The sequence below is a fragment of the Bernardetia sp. MNP-M8 genome, from assembly GCF_037126285.1.
Classification (GTDB): Bacteria; Bacteroidota; Bacteroidia; order Cytophagales; family Bernardetiaceae; genus Bernardetia.
In genome coordinates this window covers 1,528,642-1,548,023 of record NZ_CP147012.1, presented here as the reverse complement: position 1 = coordinate 1,548,023, position 19,382 = coordinate 1,528,642, and the positions used below count along the sequence as shown (strand labels likewise).

General features: G+C 31.2%; 15 protein-coding genes. 3 read left to right on the top strand and 12 right to left on the bottom strand.

What is annotated here, in order from left to right:
• Positions 1-10: 10 nt before the first annotated feature.
• Positions 11-2,734, bottom strand: a complete 2,724-nt coding sequence (locus tag V9L04_RS06440) for a 7TM diverse intracellular signaling domain-containing protein (RefSeq protein ID WP_338793262.1) — start codon at positions 2,732-2,734, stop codon at positions 11-13.
• Between the two features lie 391 nt (positions 2,735-3,125).
• On the opposite strand from V9L04_RS06440, the gene V9L04_RS06435 reads away from it, so the two are divergent.
• Positions 3,126-4,175: a hypothetical protein gene (locus V9L04_RS06435; protein WP_338793261.1), complete on the top strand. Its 1,050-nt coding sequence runs from the start codon at positions 3,126-3,128 to the stop codon at positions 4,173-4,175.
• A 124-nt stretch (positions 4,176-4,299) separates the two neighbouring features.
• Here V9L04_RS06435 and V9L04_RS06430 read toward each other — a convergent pair whose 3' ends face one another.
• Positions 4,300-4,605, bottom strand: coding sequence for a GNAT family N-acetyltransferase (locus tag V9L04_RS06430; protein WP_338793260.1), 306 nt, complete (start codon positions 4,603-4,605; stop codon positions 4,300-4,302).
• A 176-nt stretch (positions 4,606-4,781) separates the two neighbouring features.
• Positions 4,782-6,170 carry a tetratricopeptide repeat protein gene (locus V9L04_RS06425; RefSeq protein WP_338793259.1) on the bottom strand — a complete coding sequence of 463 codons (1,389 nt, stop codon included), beginning with the start codon at positions 6,168-6,170 and terminating at the stop codon, positions 4,782-4,784.
• A gap of 549 nt (positions 6,171-6,719) precedes the next feature.
• Between V9L04_RS06425 and V9L04_RS06420 the strand changes: the two genes are divergently transcribed.
• Positions 6,720-7,157, top strand: a complete 438-nt coding sequence (locus V9L04_RS06420; RefSeq protein WP_338793258.1) for an organic hydroperoxide resistance protein — start codon at positions 6,720-6,722, stop codon at positions 7,155-7,157.
• Positions 7,158-7,376: 219 nt separating this feature from the next.
• Positions 7,377-8,180 carry a class I SAM-dependent methyltransferase gene (locus V9L04_RS06415; RefSeq protein ID WP_338793257.1) on the top strand — a complete coding sequence of 268 codons (804 nt, stop codon included), beginning with the start codon at positions 7,377-7,379 and terminating at the stop codon, positions 8,178-8,180.
• 19 nt (positions 8,181-8,199) lie between these two features.
• Here V9L04_RS06415 and V9L04_RS06410 read toward each other — a convergent pair whose 3' ends face one another.
• The 9 genes from V9L04_RS06410 to V9L04_RS06370 form a co-directional block, all read right to left on the bottom strand.
• The gene (locus V9L04_RS06410; RefSeq protein WP_338793256.1) at positions 8,200-8,898 is read right to left on the bottom strand and encodes a hypothetical protein; all 699 of its coding nucleotides are present in this window, start codon (positions 8,896-8,898) and stop codon (positions 8,200-8,202) included.
• A 132-nt stretch (positions 8,899-9,030) separates the two neighbouring features.
• Positions 9,031-10,401 (bottom strand): amidohydrolase, encoded by a 1,371-nt coding sequence (locus V9L04_RS06405; RefSeq protein ID WP_338793255.1) that lies wholly within the window; start codon positions 10,399-10,401, stop codon positions 9,031-9,033.
• A gap of 165 nt (positions 10,402-10,566) precedes the next feature.
• Entirely contained in the window at positions 10,567-12,171 is a 1,605-nt protein-coding gene (gene gldM / locus V9L04_RS06400; RefSeq protein ID WP_338793254.1) for a gliding motility protein GldM, read from the bottom strand.
• A gap of 89 nt (positions 12,172-12,260) precedes the next feature.
• Positions 12,261-13,070 (bottom strand): gliding motility protein GldL, encoded by an 810-nt coding sequence (gene gldL / locus V9L04_RS06395; protein ID WP_338793253.1) that lies wholly within the window; start codon positions 13,068-13,070, stop codon positions 12,261-12,263.
• 949 nt (positions 13,071-14,019) lie between these two features.
• Positions 14,020-15,081: an SUMF1/EgtB/PvdO family nonheme iron enzyme gene (locus V9L04_RS06390; RefSeq protein ID WP_338793252.1), complete on the bottom strand. Its 1,062-nt coding sequence runs from the start codon at positions 15,079-15,081 to the stop codon at positions 14,020-14,022.
• Between the two features lie 582 nt (positions 15,082-15,663).
• Positions 15,664-16,668, bottom strand: coding sequence for a type IX secretion system membrane protein PorP/SprF (locus V9L04_RS06385; RefSeq protein ID WP_338793251.1), 1,005 nt, complete (start codon positions 16,666-16,668; stop codon positions 15,664-15,666).
• A 338-nt stretch (positions 16,669-17,006) separates the two neighbouring features.
• On the bottom strand, positions 17,007-17,189 hold the full coding sequence (locus tag V9L04_RS06380; RefSeq protein ID WP_338793250.1) for a PspC domain-containing protein: 183 nt from the start codon (positions 17,187-17,189) through the stop codon (positions 17,007-17,009).
• A 176-nt stretch (positions 17,190-17,365) separates the two neighbouring features.
• On the bottom strand, positions 17,366-18,379 hold the full coding sequence (locus V9L04_RS06375; RefSeq protein WP_338793249.1) for an AraC family transcriptional regulator: 1,014 nt from the start codon (positions 18,377-18,379) through the stop codon (positions 17,366-17,368).
• 565 nt (positions 18,380-18,944) lie between these two features.
• Positions 18,945-19,379 carry a RimK/LysX family protein gene (locus V9L04_RS06370; protein ID WP_338793248.1) on the bottom strand — a complete coding sequence of 145 codons (435 nt, stop codon included), beginning with the start codon at positions 19,377-19,379 and terminating at the stop codon, positions 18,945-18,947.
• Between the last annotated feature and the right edge of the window lie 3 nt (positions 19,380-19,382).

Here is a 19,382-nt window from a genome sequence, read left to right as displayed (position 1 = left end):
AGAAAATAGATTATAATTTTACACTCATTATCAAAATATCATCAGTTTGTTTTCTTGTCTTTTTCCATCTGATAAGTTCTTTACTAAAGGCTGAATACTGTTCAGCAGTAGAAAGAATGCTTATTTCTCCCAAAAATTGTCTAAAAAAACGAGTGTAGTACTTTCTTTCTATTGTGTTACTATCCATTTTACTATCTGCTCCAAATTGGTCTTGAAATCCATCAGAAGCTAAAAATAAATTATCTCCTTTTTCGTATCTGAAAATATTTATTTTGTATTCTTTTTCTTTTTTCTTTGACACAAATGAGCCTCCAATAGCAAATGAACTACCTTTTATAGTTTCAATTTTTTGATTTCTGACAATGTATAAAGGCATTTTTGCTCCTGCATAATAAATTACTCGTTCTTCTTCGTCAATAGCACAGATACCGATATCCATTCCATCATTTCGACGGCTTTTAGGTGTGTGCATTTCTTCTAAATGGAATGTATGACGAACACGCTCATCTAGTTTTGTCAAAATCTCATCAGGTTGCCATGTTCCTCCTTCTGCAATAATTTGATTCAATAGATTTACTCCCATAATGGTCATTAATGCACCTGGAACTCCATGTCCTGTACAATCTGCAAGGGCAATCATTTTGAGTTTGTTTGGCATATTTTGATGTAATTCATCATCAAAATCTTTCTTTAAAAGAGTTTCGAACCAATAAAAATCTCCACTTACAATATCTCTAGGACGATAAAAAACACTTGCCTGATCAAAATTTTCTGTCAGAATTCTAGGTCTTGGCAAAAGTCCTTCCTGTATGCGTTGTGCGTAACGAATACTTTGCATCGTCTTTGTATTTGCATTCCTAATTTTAGAATAAGAAGAAGCATTATCTAACGCAATAGCTGTATAAGAAGCCAGCGTTTTCATAATCTCAAGATGCTGACTTGTATAAGCATTTTTTTCAAAACTCTGTACTGAAACAACCCCCAAAACACGTTCTCCTAACAATAAAGGAATGGCAATAACAGATTTTGGAGCTTCTCCTACTACAATTTCTACATTAGGTAAATATTTTTTTATCTCATTTTCTGCATCATTGATAAATAAATTTTCCTTTTTTCTGACAACATAAGCTGACAGATTATTCGGATTATTTGCATCAATTTTTTCTTCAGGAAGCAAAACTTCATTTTCTATGTTATACACATAAACAATTTGTTCTTTATCAGGATAATACAAATCTACTCCAAAGAAAGCAGAGTCCATAAGTTCATGTACATAGCGATAAAGAACTGCAAAAATAGCTTCGTAGTCCAATGAAGCAGTAATTTCTTGTCCAATAGAAGATAGAATAGAAACCGTTCTATACGAGTTTTCTAATGCTTCGGCTTTTTCATTAAGTTCAGAGGTACGTTCTTCTACTTTTGATTCTAATTGTTCATTGGCTTGCATTTGTGTTTCCATCATGGAACGTTGTGCCTCATTTTTCTCATTTCTAATTTCTCTTATTCTTACTCCTATGGCAAAAGAAAGCAAAATTACTTGAAGAGCTGCACCTACTTGTACACTGTATTCTGTAAAAGAATTTAGAGGAAGCAAAGAGCTTGTCTTTAAAGCAAAAATAACATAACCCAAAATATAAACAGAAAAACCACTTATAAAAAACCAAGCTGAAGTATTTCCTCTCAAAATAGCACTTGTTCCTGTTATCAGAAGTACCATGGCTGTTGCAGCAGCCGAAAGATTGGATAGATACATCGCATATTCATAAGGTAAGAAAATCGTCAGAATAAAAAAAGCAAGTTGTACAAATCCAAAAATGCGAAGTGCTTTATCAAATTTTTCTAAGAAAGTACGAGTATTCAAAAATCTTCTACAAAATAAAACGAGCCAAAAATCTAAAAATGTGAGACACATAGGTAAGGCTTTTTGCTGCAAAAGGGGAAAATTTCCCCATAAATATTCATAGGCATGACCATTTAGATTTGCGATAACCAAGAGAGAACAAGCCATGGCAATTACATAATATAAATAGCTATTTCCTTTACCTAAATTGAAATATAAAAAGAGATTATTAATAAGAATAAAAATAATTATTCCATAAATTATTCCAAAGATGAATTGAAATTGATGATTGTATTGTTCAAAAGTCAATGGTTTCCAAACACGTATAGGAAATTGCATTAAACTTGCCGTAGAAGCAATTCTGAAATAAAAAACTTGCTTTTCAGTGGGTTTGAGTTGAAAAGGAAATAAAAAATAGCGATTTTCAACAGGACGTTGCCAAAACTCAAAAGCATCTCCTGTAATTATACTGTCATACGTTCCTTCTTCTTTATAAAAAAAGGTAATTGAATCTAAAAGAGGCGCAGCTATTTCTACTAAAAATTCATTTTGTTCCTCGTTTTGATTTTCTAATTCTACACGTACCCAAAAAGCAGACTCACTAAAACCAAAGTTAGGATTATATCCCTGAGAAGGTTTGAAATTAGACAAAAAATGCTCTTCTGAAATTTGAGCAAATGTTTTACTATGGTTTGTGTCTTCAAAAATGCCAATGCTATTTCCTTCTAACCTCAAATCATTTTGTCCTTGTTGAATAATAGCTGTTTTAAAATCTGAATTTGAGGTAGTTTGTTGGGCATAAACAGAAAAGCCTCCAAAAATGCTAATTGAAATTAGATTGATGAAGAAAAATAAAGGTAAAGCTATTTTTTTTTTCTGCGTAGTAATAAGCAACTTAGTTAATAATTACAGATAAAAGAGTATTATAGGCTATTTTGTGTTAGTTATACAACGAAGCAATTTAACGAAAACTGTTTAAAATAACTAAAAATAATTGTTACTGGTGTTATTTATTCGATAAACTCACTGTTTGATTTAATAAATCAGGTCTGTTTGAAGTTATATTTATTCAACTTCTTCGCTTTTCAAAACTATTTTTTGGCAATACAGATGATATAGTTGTATATTGCCTTACTAAATTAGAGATTAAAATAATAAATTTGATATTATTTGAATTTTACCTATTTTACTTCAATTTTTATCTAGTTTTATAATTAACCCATTTTTTAGTTTTTTTTACTCTAAAAAAGAAAAGCTACTTTATCATATCCAAAATCCGAAATTTATGAGCAGATATAACACCCGTGAAGGCAAAACTTTTATTGCAGTAGTAATTATACTTTCGTTGGTCTTAGTGGTGGGCGCAATTTGGGCAACAAATGCCTTTCGTAATTCTAGTAGAGAGACATTAGAAGCTTTATACAAAGATTTTAATAGACTAGAACAAGCCTATTCAAACGAAATTAGAAACATTGACAATGAGCTTATCCCTTATCAAAATGCAGATTCGTTGCGTCAAGTATTGTTACGTACTAGAAATGATATCAAGAACGAAAAAGCAGTCATTAGCGAAGATGCTGATAAAGCATTAGAAAGAATGAGTGAATTACAACAGAAAAAATTAGACTATTCTGAACGTTTAGGACAAGTTTATTCTGGGAAAGATGAATATGCAATTGGTGAAATTTCTCAACTCAAAGAAGAATTAAAGAAAAATCGTGAACGTATTGAAGCACTCTTAAAGCAAATTCAGTCTTATAAAGGTCAGTTGGCAAATATGACTAAGAAATATAAACTTTCTGCTTCCGAAGTTGCAAAATACAAAGCTGAGAAAGCAAAATTAGATAAAATATTGAATGAACAACAGACTTCACTTGCACAACTTGAGCAAATTGGAGAAGACCGTACCAAACTTAGAGAGTTACTCACTCAAAGTGAAGAACTTATCCAACGCCAAAAAGAAGAAATCGAACGCTTAAAAGGACTTACTCGTAAAGCCTATAACTTTACAGCTCAATATGATTTCCAAAACAGACGTGTTATTCTTGATGAAACAGGAAAACACAAAGGCAAAATTGGAAAAGAAGTGCATTTAGAATTTGAAGTAGGAGAAGGTCTTTTTGAAGGAAATGCACAAGAGCGTATTGTTTATTTGACACTTTACAGAAATGGAAAACCATATAAAGTAGTAAAAAGACCAATTCCAGTCTTGGAAAATGGACGTACGCAAGCACAAATTTTTGTAGATAAAAATCTTGAAGACGGAGACTATTATTTTGATCTTACTTATAAAGAAGAATCAGTAATGGATCAATACAAATTTAGAATTAGATAAGTCGTTTAATGATTGATTATTAACAACTTATTCTTTAAAAACAAGTAAGCCACCTTTATCATTTCTTTGATGGAGGTGGCTTTTTGTCGAATTATATTATAATTTGAAAAATTATTCCAAAAAGTTAATATCTCAGTCCTTTTTTTACTAGACTTTGATATTCTTCATTTTTTTTGATATAAGAACCTACAAATGGACAAGTTGGATAAACTGTCCAGTTTTCTTCTTTTATATAATCTAAAACTGCTTTAACGAGTTTTGAGCCAATTCCTTTTCCTTCTAATTCTTGAGGAACTTCTGTATGTGTCAAGAAAATTTCACCTTGATTATTCAAAATATATTCAATGAATGCAGTGTTTCCTTCTACATTCCATTCAAAACGTTTTTTGTCTCCATTTTGATAAATAGCTTCTTTGTGTATTTGTTTCATTTTTTGGATTATGAATGTCGTTTGTGAGGACACAAACAACGGCTTGTTTAGATTTACAAATTAAAGTACATTTTTTCTCACGCTAAAACGTAAGCTACAAAAAAATTCCTTATCTCTAAAAATAGAAATAAGGAATTTTTGTTTTGATGAAATCTTAGTTTTAAAAACTTATTATCTTAATCTCTAGTACGTATTGTAGTAGTTACACCTATCCAACAACCTACTGAAATAGAATCACCTACTTTATATTTATCATTAGAAAATACATCTTCTTTAGTAGGAAATTGTCCTTTTGCAGAAGCCATTTTAGTAGCATCTCCACCTCTTGCATACATATCATAAGCAGCTAAGAAAACAGCACGTTTTTGTACAATATCATCTCCTTGCATACATTGTTTGTAAGTACTCATATACAAATCGCCAATAAAAGTATAAGCATTTGCAGCTACAGTTGCATTACCCATTTCGGCAGCCTTATACGATAAAGAACGAGCTTTTGTATAATTTCCATCTTTATAAGCTACTTTAGAAAGTGTCAAAACTGTATTTGCAGCTTTTTCTTTTTCTTCTGCACTTGCACCTACTAATGATTTTTCAATCCAAGTAAGAGCTTTATCTGTATCCCCGTTTTGCATGTGAAGTTGTCCGATAGTATTTGCAATAGCATTTGTAGGAGTAAGTTTGTAGAATGCTTGCATCGCTTCTAAGAATAAAGGTTCTTTTGTACAGCCATTATCAGCCATCAATTTTACAACTCTATTGATAAGAAGTGTATCATTTGGACTTGCTTTTAATTTCTCTCCAAACAAATCTGCAATACGGTTACAATCTTTAGGAAAATAGATAAGTTCTAACTCATCAATTTTATCTAATACAAATGTTTTCCATTTGTCTTTTTCTTCTGCAGTTTGCTCTTTAGCAATACGATCAGTTACATATTTTTTGAGGTCTCCATAAATAGTAGTCATTTCTTCCAAAGTCATTCCTTCTTTTTCGTATACTTTTCCTGCTGCATCTGCATAATAAATTACTTGAGCACGAGGAAAATTATCTTTATCCATCTCATACGTTTTTTTGTAGTGAGCATAAAGTGTATCTGTTTTAGAAGCATCATCTTTCCAATAGAAATATGCATCACGTCCAAAACGACGATAAATATCGTTCATATCTTCAGCCAAGCCATTTTTGATACGCATTTGATACATTTCAGCAATTTTGTCCTGATTTACTTTCACTTCGCTATCACGTCCATCTTCTCCTGCTTTTTTTGCAAGACCAGCATAGAGTTTTACGGCTTTTACATATACATCAGCGTGCAAGTTAGGAGCATTTTCCAAAATCCAATTGAGAGGTTCAATAGCTTCTTCAAATTGCTCATTATTTACAGCATCTATCAGCAAGGCATATTGTTCTTTTGCAATGCCTTTATTTTTCCCACTTGGCCAATTAGGTTCGTTCTGACTTACTTTGTCATCATCATCTTGTGCATACGATGAAGGAGCTAAAAAGGCGAAAAGAGCCAGTAAAAGCAAAATAGTTTTTAAATTGAATTGTATCTTCTTCATAATTTTTATGTTTTGGATTAGTGATTTATTTGGTTAAAATTTATCAACCAATTAAATTAATATGTTTTGAAATAGTCAATATAGCTTTAAACAAAACTATACTTTTTTATTTGTTATGTTAAAGGGGCGTTAGTTTGTTTTTAATAAACTTCAAAAACTTAATAAAGTTGATAATGATTAGCTTTATTTAATAGTTTTTTAAAATTCCTGAAATTTACAAATCACAAATATCTATGTTTTTAGATTAGTAAACAATTTATACATAATTTTAATTTGATTTTTCAAGATAAATATCCTTTTTTAGAGGTTAATTTTTTGTTAAGCCTTATTTCTAGATAGAAATTTTTAGATTTACAAAATTTTGTTCTTATTGGTCTTTAACTTCTATAAGTCCAAATGAGTGCCAAAAGTAACAAATAGATGTTAATTTTATGAAATGAAGGTGTAAAAATAATTTGATTTTGTTGAATTTTTTATGCAATTTGCATACACAAAATACACTTAGTCAACTATTACTTTAGAATTAGCTTATCTTACTATTTAAAATATATGGAAAAAAATACAAAATTTACACCACTTTATACAGCAAAGGTAATGGGAGTAAGTGGTAGAAGTGGACACGTAAAATCTTCTGATGGAGCAATTGACCTTGATGTACGCCTACCAAAAGGAATGGGTGGTGACGAAACAGGCAAACATACCAATCCAGAACAATTATTTGCAGCAGGTTATGCAGCTTGTTTTGGTGGTGCATTAGGCGCAGTAGCAGCAAGTAAAAAAATAAAATTGGCTTCTCCTCCAGAAGTAACTGTACATGCAACTATCGGAAAAGAAGGCGAAGCTTTTAGTCTTGCTGTGGATATTTTTGTACATATTTCAGATATGGAAATATCAGAAGTACAAGCACTGACAGAAGCTGCACATCAAATTTGTCCATATTCAAAAGCTACAAGAGGGAATATTCCTGTTAATATTCATGTAAATTAATCAGAATTAGGGTAAGCTCTACAAATTAATTTATTGTGTAATTACAATTAAAAAATCAATTTTGGCTTATTTTAATTTAGATTTCTTATAAACCTTTCTTAGATTGCTATTTCAAATTATATATCTAAATTTAATAAAACTCCAATATAATTTTTTATTGGAGTTTTTTCTTGTTTTCTATGCTGTCCATATTTTCTCTTCACTTTTGAACAACAAACTATGCTATTCTATGCCCTAAATTATGTTTATTTCTATTTAAAGGCTGGTAATCAGCAAGCTGTTCATTCGTCTTTTGTTTATGAATTATATACTTTAGCTATACAAGCCAAAAAAGAGTATTATGCTTTTTCAGAATTAGAAAACCTACGTCAAGAACTTATTTCTGACCGTACAGAATTAGAAGTTACCGATTTTGGGGCTGGCTCAAAACATACCATTTCTCCAAAAATAAATAATAATTCCACTAAAAAAAGTATTTCAAAAATTGCTCTTTATTCTGCTACTACTTCTAAAAAAGGACAACTATTGTTTAGATTAGTCGATTATTTTAAGCCAAAAACTATTTTAGAACTAGGAACTTCTTTAGGAATTTCTACACTTTTTATGGCTTTGGCTGCTCCTTCAGGAGCTCAAATTATTACATTTGAAGGTTGTCCACAAATAGCCGAAAAAGCAAAAGAGAATTTTGAAGAATTAGAACAAGATAATATCGAAATTATAGTAGGAAATATTGATAAGACACTTCCAAAAAACCTTGTTTCTTGTCCTTCATTAGATTTTGTGTTTTTAGATGCAAATCATCGCTATGAGCCTACTCTTGATTATTTTAATCAAATTTTAGAAAAGTGTCATAACGATACAATTATTATTTTAGATGATATTCATTGGTCAGAAGGAATGGAAAAAGCATGGAAAGAAATTATAAAAAATAAAAAAGTAAGTATTTCGATAGATTTATTTCAATTAGGATTAGTTTTTTTGATGAAAGACCAACCCAAGAAGCATTTTGATTTAAGATTTTGAGAACAAAAGAATCACTATTTTAACTAAAATTGTTATGTATTTTTTTTACTAAATATAAATAACTAATTATGGCATGAACAGCTAAAGCTCCGAAAGTATGCCATAGAAAATGTGTTCCCATTGGAAAATATTCGTTTGAAATCTGGGTATCATCTATTGTACGAAAAAAAATAGCTATACAGAAAAGTAATAATCCTGTCAAAATTCTATTCATAAAAAGCCATTTTGTTTTTCTTAGGTAAGAGAAAATAGGAATAAGAATTACAAGAGCTAAAGAAGTATATTCTATCAAATTACGTAGCGAACGAGGAATAGAATCCATTGATTTTAAAGTAAACATGAGTAGAAAAGGAAAAAGTACAAGTACCACCATAATAAGCCAATGAACTCCTAACCTTCGAAAAAAATAAACAACTCCACTTACACTCAAAATAAAAATAGGCAACCAGTCCATTATAAGCCAAATTTCATGACTACGTGTTGCATGATAAATAGTTCCTCCTACATACCCAATAAATAAAGTAATCAAAACATAGACAAGAAAACGGTATTTTCTAAGATCTGAATAAATCTTGATTGTCCAATAGACAATTATAAAAAGAAATAAAAGATTACTAGCTGTATTAAAGGGTTCGACGGGTAAACGACCTAAAATAGTTTCTTGATAAATAGGACCTGAATCGCCAACTGGTATTCTACCTAAATTTTGAAGGAGCATAAATAATAAAAAGGGAAAGGTTTGAAAATTAGAAAAGAGTACAAAAAAATAAACACCATCTAAAAGATAGTGTTTAACGTAAAATTAAATAAAGGTAGTATAAATGAATAAATTTTTAATAGAGATAGATTTTTATTCTTCCCCAAATAAATCTAATGCTGATTGTACCATTACTTTTACACCTGTTTGTATAGATGGTTTAGGAACAGGAGCATAAAAAGGAGAATGCAAAGAAGGTAAAGGTTTTCCTGTTTTTTTGCTTTCTGCTATTTTTTCAGGCGCTACTACTCCCAACCAAAACAAACTTATCGGAACATTCTCAGCAGTACGACCAAAACGACTAAAATCTTCTCCTCCCATAACTGGCTCTACTTCTACTACATTCTCAACTCCTATAATTTTTTTAGCAGAGTTAGCTACTTTTTCTGTAAGCTCAGGGTTGTTGAGTGTTGCAGGTGTTGGATTTCCATCAATTTCTATGATAGGCATTTTTTCTACTCCTGCTGCCATAGCATATCCCTTTGCCATTCTTTTGATAGATTCTAATGTATTATTTCTAACTTCATCTGTATAAGAACGGAGAGTAAGTTGAAGTTCTGCACGGTCTGAAATAATATTATGCTTTGTACCTGCATGAAAAGAACCCACTGTAACAACGGCTGCATCAGTTGGCGAAGTCTCTCTACTTACAATCGTCTGAAAACCTAAAATCATTTGAGAAGCCAAAACAATAGGATCTTTTGTAGTATGTGGATATGCACCATGTCCTCCTTCTCCAAAAACAGTAATATTTACCATATCTACATTTGCTAGGGCTGCATTTTTGCAATACCCTATAGTTCCATGAGCCAAATTTGCATTTGTATGAAGTGCTAAGGCATAATCAGGTGTTCCAAATTTCTTATAAAGTTCTGCCTCTACCATTGCTTTTGCTCCACTTCCCACTTCTTCGGCTGGTTGTGCTACCAAAATCAAAGTTCCTTTCCAAGTATCTTTTAAGTTTGCCATTGTTTGTGCAACACCAACTAAGACCGTCATGTGCATATCATGTCCACACGCATGCATAACTGAAACTTCATTTCCATCTTTATCAGTTCGTTTCATCGTACTTGCATAAGGCAAACCTGTTTTTTCTTCAACAGGCAGTGCATCCATATCGGCACGAATAAGAATAGTTTTTCCTTTTCCATTTGCAGGAGGATTTTTTAGAATAGCTACTACTCCATAATCTCCAAATTTTTCTGTTACTTCATAACCTAATTTTCTGAGTTCAGAACCCATTTTTTTAGATGTTTCTTCTTCTTGTTCTGATAGTTCTGGATTTTGATGTAAATAAGTATAAAGTTCAATGAGCGAAGGGGTATTTTTCTTTAACTCATTATTTATTTGAGTATTTATATCTTTGAGTGTTTCTGTTTCCATAACATGAGTGTTTTTTTGAGCAAATGAATTACAAGAAAAGTAAATCAGTAAAATAGGTATAAATAAAGTAGAACGAATCATTATAAGTTATTTTGAGATAATTGAATAAAAGGAATATAATGTACAATTTAATCAAAAATATCTTGAATAATAAATGTCGAAATCAATATGCATAAAAAAAACAGAACACTTTTGATGTTCTGTTTTTCTTTATATAAACCGAATTTATAATTATCTACAACTAGATTAGTTGATAGGATAAGTAATAATTTCTGTTCCGATACTTACATTTTCTACTTGATTTTGGAAGTTCATACGTTGAACAGATTTTACTTCAATAACCAAACGGTCACCTTCTTTAGCTTTAGAACCTAAATCAGAAATATTAGCTGTAGGTCCATTTGAGTTTGCAGAACCAATTACACGTTTTCCTCTTGCAAGGGTAACTGTAAATCCTGCAACACGATAACGAGCATCTTTAGGTAATTGGTCTTTGAAACTTTGGTCTGGAATAGCATCTATAGTAACAGAACGAGGACATGCGCCTCCTTGTTTGATATTTAAACCTCTAGCTCTAATATCAGGTTTAGGAACAAGTTTTACACTAAATTTCTTAGTACCAATAGGATTACCTCCACTAGAAACACTAAGACTTACACTAGCAGAAGTAGGTACAATAATAATACTACCTTTACCACCAGAGCCATTCATTACACTACCACCTGAGGCAGAGAAAGAAGGATTATATTCTACTCCTAGAGCAGGAACTTTTACCTTCAAATCATTACCACACTTCAAGTAAAGTGAATTGATAGTACCAGATTCAATTTCAATTACTGGAGAAACAACTGTATAGTCTTGTTTTACTACAAGTGTAGTATCTTCGCCAGCAGCATTTCTGATAGTAATAGAGCCTGTCCAAGTTTTCTTTGCACCTTCTGTTGTACCACCTGAAGCTGTAAATTCTACTGTACCAACACCATCGCCATCTACACGCACTGCACCTGCACCACTAGCAGACATTTTTGGAGACAATGTAGTAGATGTAGCACTAATAAACATCTTAGCTTTATACTTTGTACCTGCTGCAACTGTATTTGATTCAGCAGAAGCCATAGCAGATACTTTATCAAACTTAATTTGGAACTCTCCAATACGACCACGCATAGCATCAACACCTTTAGTTTCTACTTTTACTACATCATTCTCTAATTGAGAAAGAACAGCAAGAGCAGCAACCATTGGAGTATTTTGGAAATTGATATGTTCCCATTCCATTCCATCATACTTAGCTGCTTGATAACGAGGCTCTTCAGATTTTTCTTTTGCCAAAGGCATTAGATTATTTCCTTTTAAAAGAGGACCTAAAGTATCATCAATTGCTGCAATTTTAGCTACATAAGCATTTAGCTCATCTTGTAACTTAAATGCAAAACCATCTTGACTTTCACCAGTTCCAAGCATAAGACGATTTACATCATCATACTTATCACCTTGTGGGTATGCTCCTGTTTCAGGGTCAATATCACCCATTTCAGTAATGATAGTTTTACGTATTTCTTGAATACGAGCAATCATTTTAGCTGATTCATCTTTAATATCTTGAGCTTTTTTCAAAACTGCCAAATCTCTTGGGTTGCTTCCAGATTCTTTGATTTGTTCGCTCATTGATGTGATGATCTTACTGTTGGTATTAAGCCCAACTTCTTTTGCATCTTGAAGACTCGCATCTATAAAATAGAACTTTTCGAGTACTTCGTTTTGAACCTGTAGGGCGAGAAGTGCAGTCAGTACGAGGTACATCATGCCAATCATCCGTTGCCTTGGGGTTTCTTTTCCGCCACCTGCCATAGTTTTTTATGGTTTTTGGTTAATAATATATTTAAAATTTTAATGAATGAATGTATTTTCAGTTGTATAATGTTATACAAAACTAAAAATTAACCTTTCATTGCAGTAAGCATATTGCCATATACCTTGTTAAGGGTAGTAATGTTAGTCGTCAATTTAGACATTTGCTCTTTGAATACTTGAGATTCTTTGCTTGCATCTGCCATACTTTCCATAGCTTGAGTAAGGTTGCTATAGAATTTGTTCATTGCTTTCAAGTGACTGTTAGCATCTTTCAATTCCATTTCATATACAGCATTCAAACCAGCAAGGTTTTTAGTGATTGCTTGTACTTGGATATGATATTCTTTAGCATCTTTAGCAGCATTAGACATTTCGCCCATTGCAGATACAGTAGAAGAATATGCAGAATTAAGACTTGTAAGCGACTTAGAAGCCTGCTTTAAGTTGTTAGAGTAATCATTAGTAGAGTTTACAGCTTCTGTAATGCTTTTCATACGAGTAGCAGTATCATTCAAAGACTGAATGCCTTGTCCGAAACGCTTGAATGAATCAGCAGAAAGATTAGCTTCTCCTAACATTTTGTCAAGACCTACTAAAGCAGCACCATCTTTTCCATCATCTTTCTTAGCTACAACAGCTTTTACGTTTGCATCTACCAAACCTGGATAAACACGTTCCCACTCATAGTGAGGATCTGCAGGAGCTGCTGGCTCAAAAAGACCAAATAAGAAGATAACTGATTCTGTTAATAGACCTACGATAAGCATAGGACCTGCACCTGGCCAGTGCATAATTTTAAATAAAGCACCTAATACTACAACGGCAGCACCTACACTGGTTGCCTTAGGGATTACTGTACGATAAAAACGTTGGAGTCCTGTTTCTTGATGAGCCATAGTCAAACGATTGTTAGAGTTGAGAGTTGATTTATTAAAAAGAAGTTAAAATTTCAATGGATTAAATATACAGAAATAGATTTATATAAAAAAAGATTTCTTTAATTATAATTTCTAGTAAATAATCTTAATTACTAATAATTTAAAATTATTGAATAATCAATAGATTTCATATAATTCTAGCTTTGTATGTTTGTTGGTTAGTCAAATTATTGATAGATAAGAGTTTAATAACATATCTAATAAATTAGGTTATCAAAAAACTATTATTTTTCAATTTGAATATCCTAAATAAGTCATTTATTTGGAATGTTCCAAAGATTTTATAAAAAAAATAGGCTTAAATTGAATAATTTAGAACGATTATTATGTTTTATCAACAAATATTCAACGTTTACTATCCATATTTTAATGGTATCCATCAGAGCTAATCTAATAATAGCCAATATACTTTGAATAAATGAAGAACTTATACTTTGTTATCTCCTTGCTTTAGCTAAGAGGTAATAAACAAATAGGTCAAAAACTAGTCATTATTATACTTGTATTTACTTTCTAAATACAAACAATATTTAAACTGTAAAATGTCTGTAAAATTGTAATAAAAAAATAAATTATGCAAGTTTTTTTTCAAAATACAGAATTATTTTTTGTTTTTTTTCTACTAGGCTTACTTTTTTTAAATTACTTATTTAGATTTTATCAAACTTTAAATTTGATTAAAAGTAATATCTCTTATCACAAATATCATAGCTAAATTAAGTCTCAATCGTAGAAAAGAATAGCCTTTCGTTAAATATATAGTTTAAGCTAATTAACACTTATTTATTATCGATAAAGCTACCAAAGTATTTTTCATAAAAAAACTCACCTTCTGAATAAACACAAATAAATTAAGTGATTTATTAAAAAGATGAGTTTTAGAGTATTAATTCTATTTACTTTTTTATTAGAATTCCATTCCAGAAGAACGACCTAAGTAAGTCATTACACAACGGAAGCCTGTATAAGCAGTTACTGAATCTTGATATTGATAATTACGAGTACCTGTTTCGATAAAGAAAGCAATATCTTTCCAAGAACCACCACGAACCAATTTGCGAGGCTCACTATCATCAATAAAAGTAGGATTCAAATCCCAAATTAAAGGCATTGCATTAGGAGCATATGCATCGTTACACCATTCAGCAACATTTCCAGCCATATCATAAAGACCAAAATCATTAGGAAAATATGCACCTACTGGGTTTGTATATTGGAAACCATCATCGTAATAGTTACCACGACCTGGTTTGAAGTTGGCAAGCGCACAACCTTTAGCATTTCTTGTATAAGGACCACCCCAAGGATATTTTGCTACATCACGACCACCACGAGAAGCGTATTCCCATTCAGCCTCTGAAGGCAAACGGAACATAGGAACTGGGAATTTACCAGCAGACTCTCTAGCTTCGTTCATAAATTTAGTTCTCCAACCACAAAATGCTTTGGAAGCAAACCAACTTACACCTACTACAGGATAATCATCATAAGCAGGGTGAGCATAATAGTTTTCTGTCATTGGGTCGCCATAGTGATGTGTAAAGTTTGTCATCCAAACTGTAGTATCAGGATAAAAGCGTTCTTTAATTTCTTCTTCTGATAGAATTTCGCCATCAACTGAATCTGGGTTTTCAGTCATCTCATCAATAAATTGACGATATTCATTGTTTGTAATTTCTGTTTGATCCATATAGAAACCACCAATTGTAATCTGACGGTTCATGTTTATTTTTGAAGATAAGATGTCTTGGTCTGCTTGTCCCATATGAAATGTACCAGCAGGAACTACAATCATTCCATAAGGAACTTCTTGTCTCCAGCCTTCACGCCCCAAAGTACCAGTAAGTTCTCCATTTTCTTGTAATTTGGCTAGGTTTCCACCACCACCACAGCTTTGAAGAAAAAGGGCAGCAGTTATACCTAAAAGGACAGCCCAAATTGTACGAGTTGTACGGATTTTTTGTATCATGTTCGTAGTCATGTTCGGTTTTCTTGTTATAAAGGTCAAGAACGCATCTATTTTAAAATTTTATCCTTATTGCTTGTTAGAGTGAATAAGTATAGTATAGATTTGTTTTGTGATGAGTTTCTTAAATATTAGATAGTCAATTAAATACTAAAAGTAAAGCTTTAAATCAGACTTTTAAATTAAATTTTCGAATCAGATTAGTTTTTTTTCAGAGTAAACATAGAATAATAATGCCAAATATAGCCTATTTATTGTTTTAATGGTTTAATATAAATCATTAGTTATCAATTAAATAGATGTAATTGGTCTATTACTCTATTTGTTATTCTTATACTAATAACTACATTTTTTAGAGATTAGTATAGTTTTACCGAAATATTTATCAAATTTATCGAAATTTTCTGTCTATTCGTCGAATCTAGGTAACTTTTTTTTAATCTTTTACTAAAAAAGTGAAATATAACGCAAAATTAAACTAATTCAATAGATTATTTGGTGAAAAAAGATTTTTTTCTAAGATTTTCAATAGAAAAGTTAAAATAAAACTTCTAGTAGACTAAAAATTTCTTTTACACTTATGTATTAGAAACGAAAACGAGGCGTTCGTATTGTAGGCAAAACTTTAGGCTTCGGAGAAGGAAGACGATAACCAATTGAAATTTCGTGTGAAGTAGGTTGTTTTGCATCTCTTCCACTTGTTACCAAATCTAATGAATAGGTTATTCTAAGGTCTTTATTCTCTAACATGTTTACTCCCAAAATAAATATTCCTGCATCAAGTGCATTAGAAGCTCTAGCTGAAACACCTCCAAAATAAGTTTCGTTATAATTCAATAGAATACTTCCTTCATAGGATAAAGCTCCAGAAGTAAATTTCAAAATAGCTGAAGGTTGCAACATAAGAGAAGGAGAAATATCAAAACTACTTCCACCCATCAAATAAACATGAGGTTGTAGAGAAGTAATATCAATTCCTGTACTATAATCAAAAGTAGATTTCAATAAGTGATTTGTACTTACTCCAACATAGTATCCTTTTACAGATTGATAATATAAGCCGACTGCTAAATCAGGTTGAAATTGATTTTCTACTCCTGTACTTGGAATTCTTGGGTCATTTTCTTGATTTGGACGGTACTGACTAAAATCAATTCTTTGATTATACATACCTCCACGTAGTCCAAACGAAATACGGTCTTTATTTTTGAGATTAAAATGATAAGCATACGAAATCTGTACTTCTGTGCTGCTCAAAGGACCAATCTTGTCATTCGCAAAATGAAGTCCTATACCACTATTGATACGATTGAGAGGCATACTCACAAAACCAACCTGTGAGCTAGGCGCACCACCATCATCAAACGTAGGAGAATAGTTTATCCACTGGCTTCTATGAAAAACGCCCATTGTTGTATAATCTGCATCACTTCCTGCTGCTGCTGGATTAAAATAAAGACTATTAAACATGTATTGGCTAAACTGAGCGTCTTGTTGAGCTAAAAGATTGTTACTAATAAAGAGTATAGTACAGAAGAAAATAAGGTTAAAAAATGAGCTACAACGAGTAGAGAGAAAATATTTTTTCATGATTCAATTACATTATTATTAGGATAAATGGCAGTATATAAACTTTATATTGATGATAGTACAAGTATTCAGAAGGTCTTTTTATAGAAATTTGTTTTGTTTTTCTACATTTTTATCCGATTTTAGTTTTTTTCTATTTCAGAATAGTTTTGGAAAAGGATATGCTAAGTTAGTAAACTTTTGAAAAAATAAACTGAAAGTACAAGCAAATCCATAAAAAATTCCACTCTTTAACAATTAACTTGTTTAAAAGGTGGAATTTGATGCAAAATAAGAGATGTAAAAATCTTTTGCTTTATATATATATTACTATTTTGATTACTCTTCTAGTAGATAACTTAGAACTCTTTAGGCATTACTAAAGCTAAAATGATATAAATAAGAATAGGTGAGCCTACTCCAAAAAATGTAAATAAAACAAATGCCATACGAATCAAATTGCTATCCCAGCCAAAAGCCTCTGCAATTCCTCCACAAACACCTGCTAAAACTGAATCGTAAGTAGATTTTGTAAGTTTCATAAAGAAGATAGTTATTTTAATAGTGAGTAATTTATTTTGGAAGACTATAAAGTATTTAAACTAAACAGACTTATATATCTACAACAACGAAACAAAATGTTGTAAGGTTACGAAAAAATTAAATTTCTTTAAATTTACACATAATATCAATATTTGATTACAATGAAAAATTAAAATTATTCTTTTGATTTATTTTCTTTTTCTATCTGTTTGTCCTCGTTTTTACTGTTTTCTTTATTCTCTTTATTCTGTTTTATTTGAAACTGTTTGGGTGTTATTCCTTCATATTTCTTAAAAACACGAATAAAATAAGTCATATGATTGTAGCCTAATTCATAACAAATATCAGTAACTGATTTCGAAATATCTACCAAACGATTTTTTGCAATTTCTACACGCTCTCTATTAATATAGTCAATTGGTGAAATATCTAAGGTCTCTTTGAAAGTCCTGAAAAATGCAGCTTTGCTCATACTGGCAATATCGGTTAAGGTATCAATAGAAATAGGCTCGTCAATATGTTCTTTTATATAATCTAAAACAGCTTCAATACTTGGATTGGTTTCATTTTCTAAATCTTCATTTTTTTCTACTTCTATTTTATCTCGTGCAGGAGTTCGGACAAATCGTAAAATAAGTTCTTTTAGAGCAAAATCTATAAAGACATCTTTATTATAATGCTCTTCAGTAAACAAGTCAATTAATCTTGTAATAGCTTTCTTGATACTCGTGTCATGTGTAACATTGATAGGTTTTTCTCCAAACTGCCAAACTGAATTATTTTCGACCTTTAATTTACAATCATCTTCTGCTATTCCTATTTTATTGTATTGAGAAATAGTTAGATTAACCATTTCTATAGGAACTTCCACCTCAATCCAAGAAAGACCACTTTTTTTAGTTTTAGCAGTTTTTTTATTCTGTTTTTCCTCAGCTCTATTTAAGACTTCCAAACGGACTGCTTTATGAGGAGGAATAATTAATGATTCGCCTATCGTACAGCTTTGATTGTATTCTTTGTACTCAAAATTGAGATTTCCATCTAAAATTATAACCAAAGTAACTTTGCCAGTTTGAATTGTTTTGGGCTTTACAGAATGAATAGAATTAATTTTATCAGTATAATTAAATACGGATAGAGTAGTTCTATTAGATTGATATGTTGTAGATTCAGAGGAAATAATAGACATAAAATAAAAGATAAATCAATGAAGTAAGCCAAAACCAAAGTTGAAAAGGATGTCTATGCACAAAACAAAATAAATGTTTTTAATAAAACGAAACAATAGTATTGCTTTTTGAACACTTTGAAGGATTGATTCAAAAAATAGAGAGTTTCGTATAATTTTTACTACTAGACTTGCCGTAAATTTGTTATGTGCTAGAAGAAAAACACACTTGTAGAAAGCAAAAGTAGTAATTAGTCACTCATAATAAAATGAGATAACTTACAAAGACTTAGCAAGATACAATTTTTCTGTCACAAAATTGGAATAAAACACAGAGAATAGTTTTACACACCCAGAAATATATCAATACACACAAATATATTTACTGAAAACTGTTTTCAAACAACATAAAGGTTTTAATGAGACTCTGTTTTTAGTTTTCATTTGTTTGGAATCGAAACACTTTTTGACCTTACACACAAATAACACAACACACACACCAATCAAAAGGCTTATTCTACTTGTAGAATGAGCCTTTTGTGGTTTTAGTCAAAAAAGACTACGATAATATTTTATCAACTCTGTTTTACTTCTTTTTTTTAGGCATAGGTAATAAGTAGGTTTGTGAGCAATCTACCAAAAAACGTTTACTTAACAGTTTTCTACCAAGTAGGATGGGGTAACGCATACTTTTTCTGTTTGTGAGTGTAAAATAGGTTCTATAATCACTTCGTCCAATACGTACACGAGTATTAATTTTATAACGAGTTTGAGCTACTCCGTTTGAGCTACGTACTTTTGCTTGAGAAAACTCCTCCAAACGATACTCTCTTTCTTGATAATCTTCATGAGTTGGGTCTAGAATAGAAAAACACAATAATTGTTTTCCATCTTCCTCTATCACTCTAATATTATGACAATGTAACGAAGAAGTATAAGCTCCAGTATCAGTTTTAGCATCTATCAAAGGTACTTCTAAGTCTGTCAAACCTACTGATTCTACTCTTCCAATAATTTCCATAGT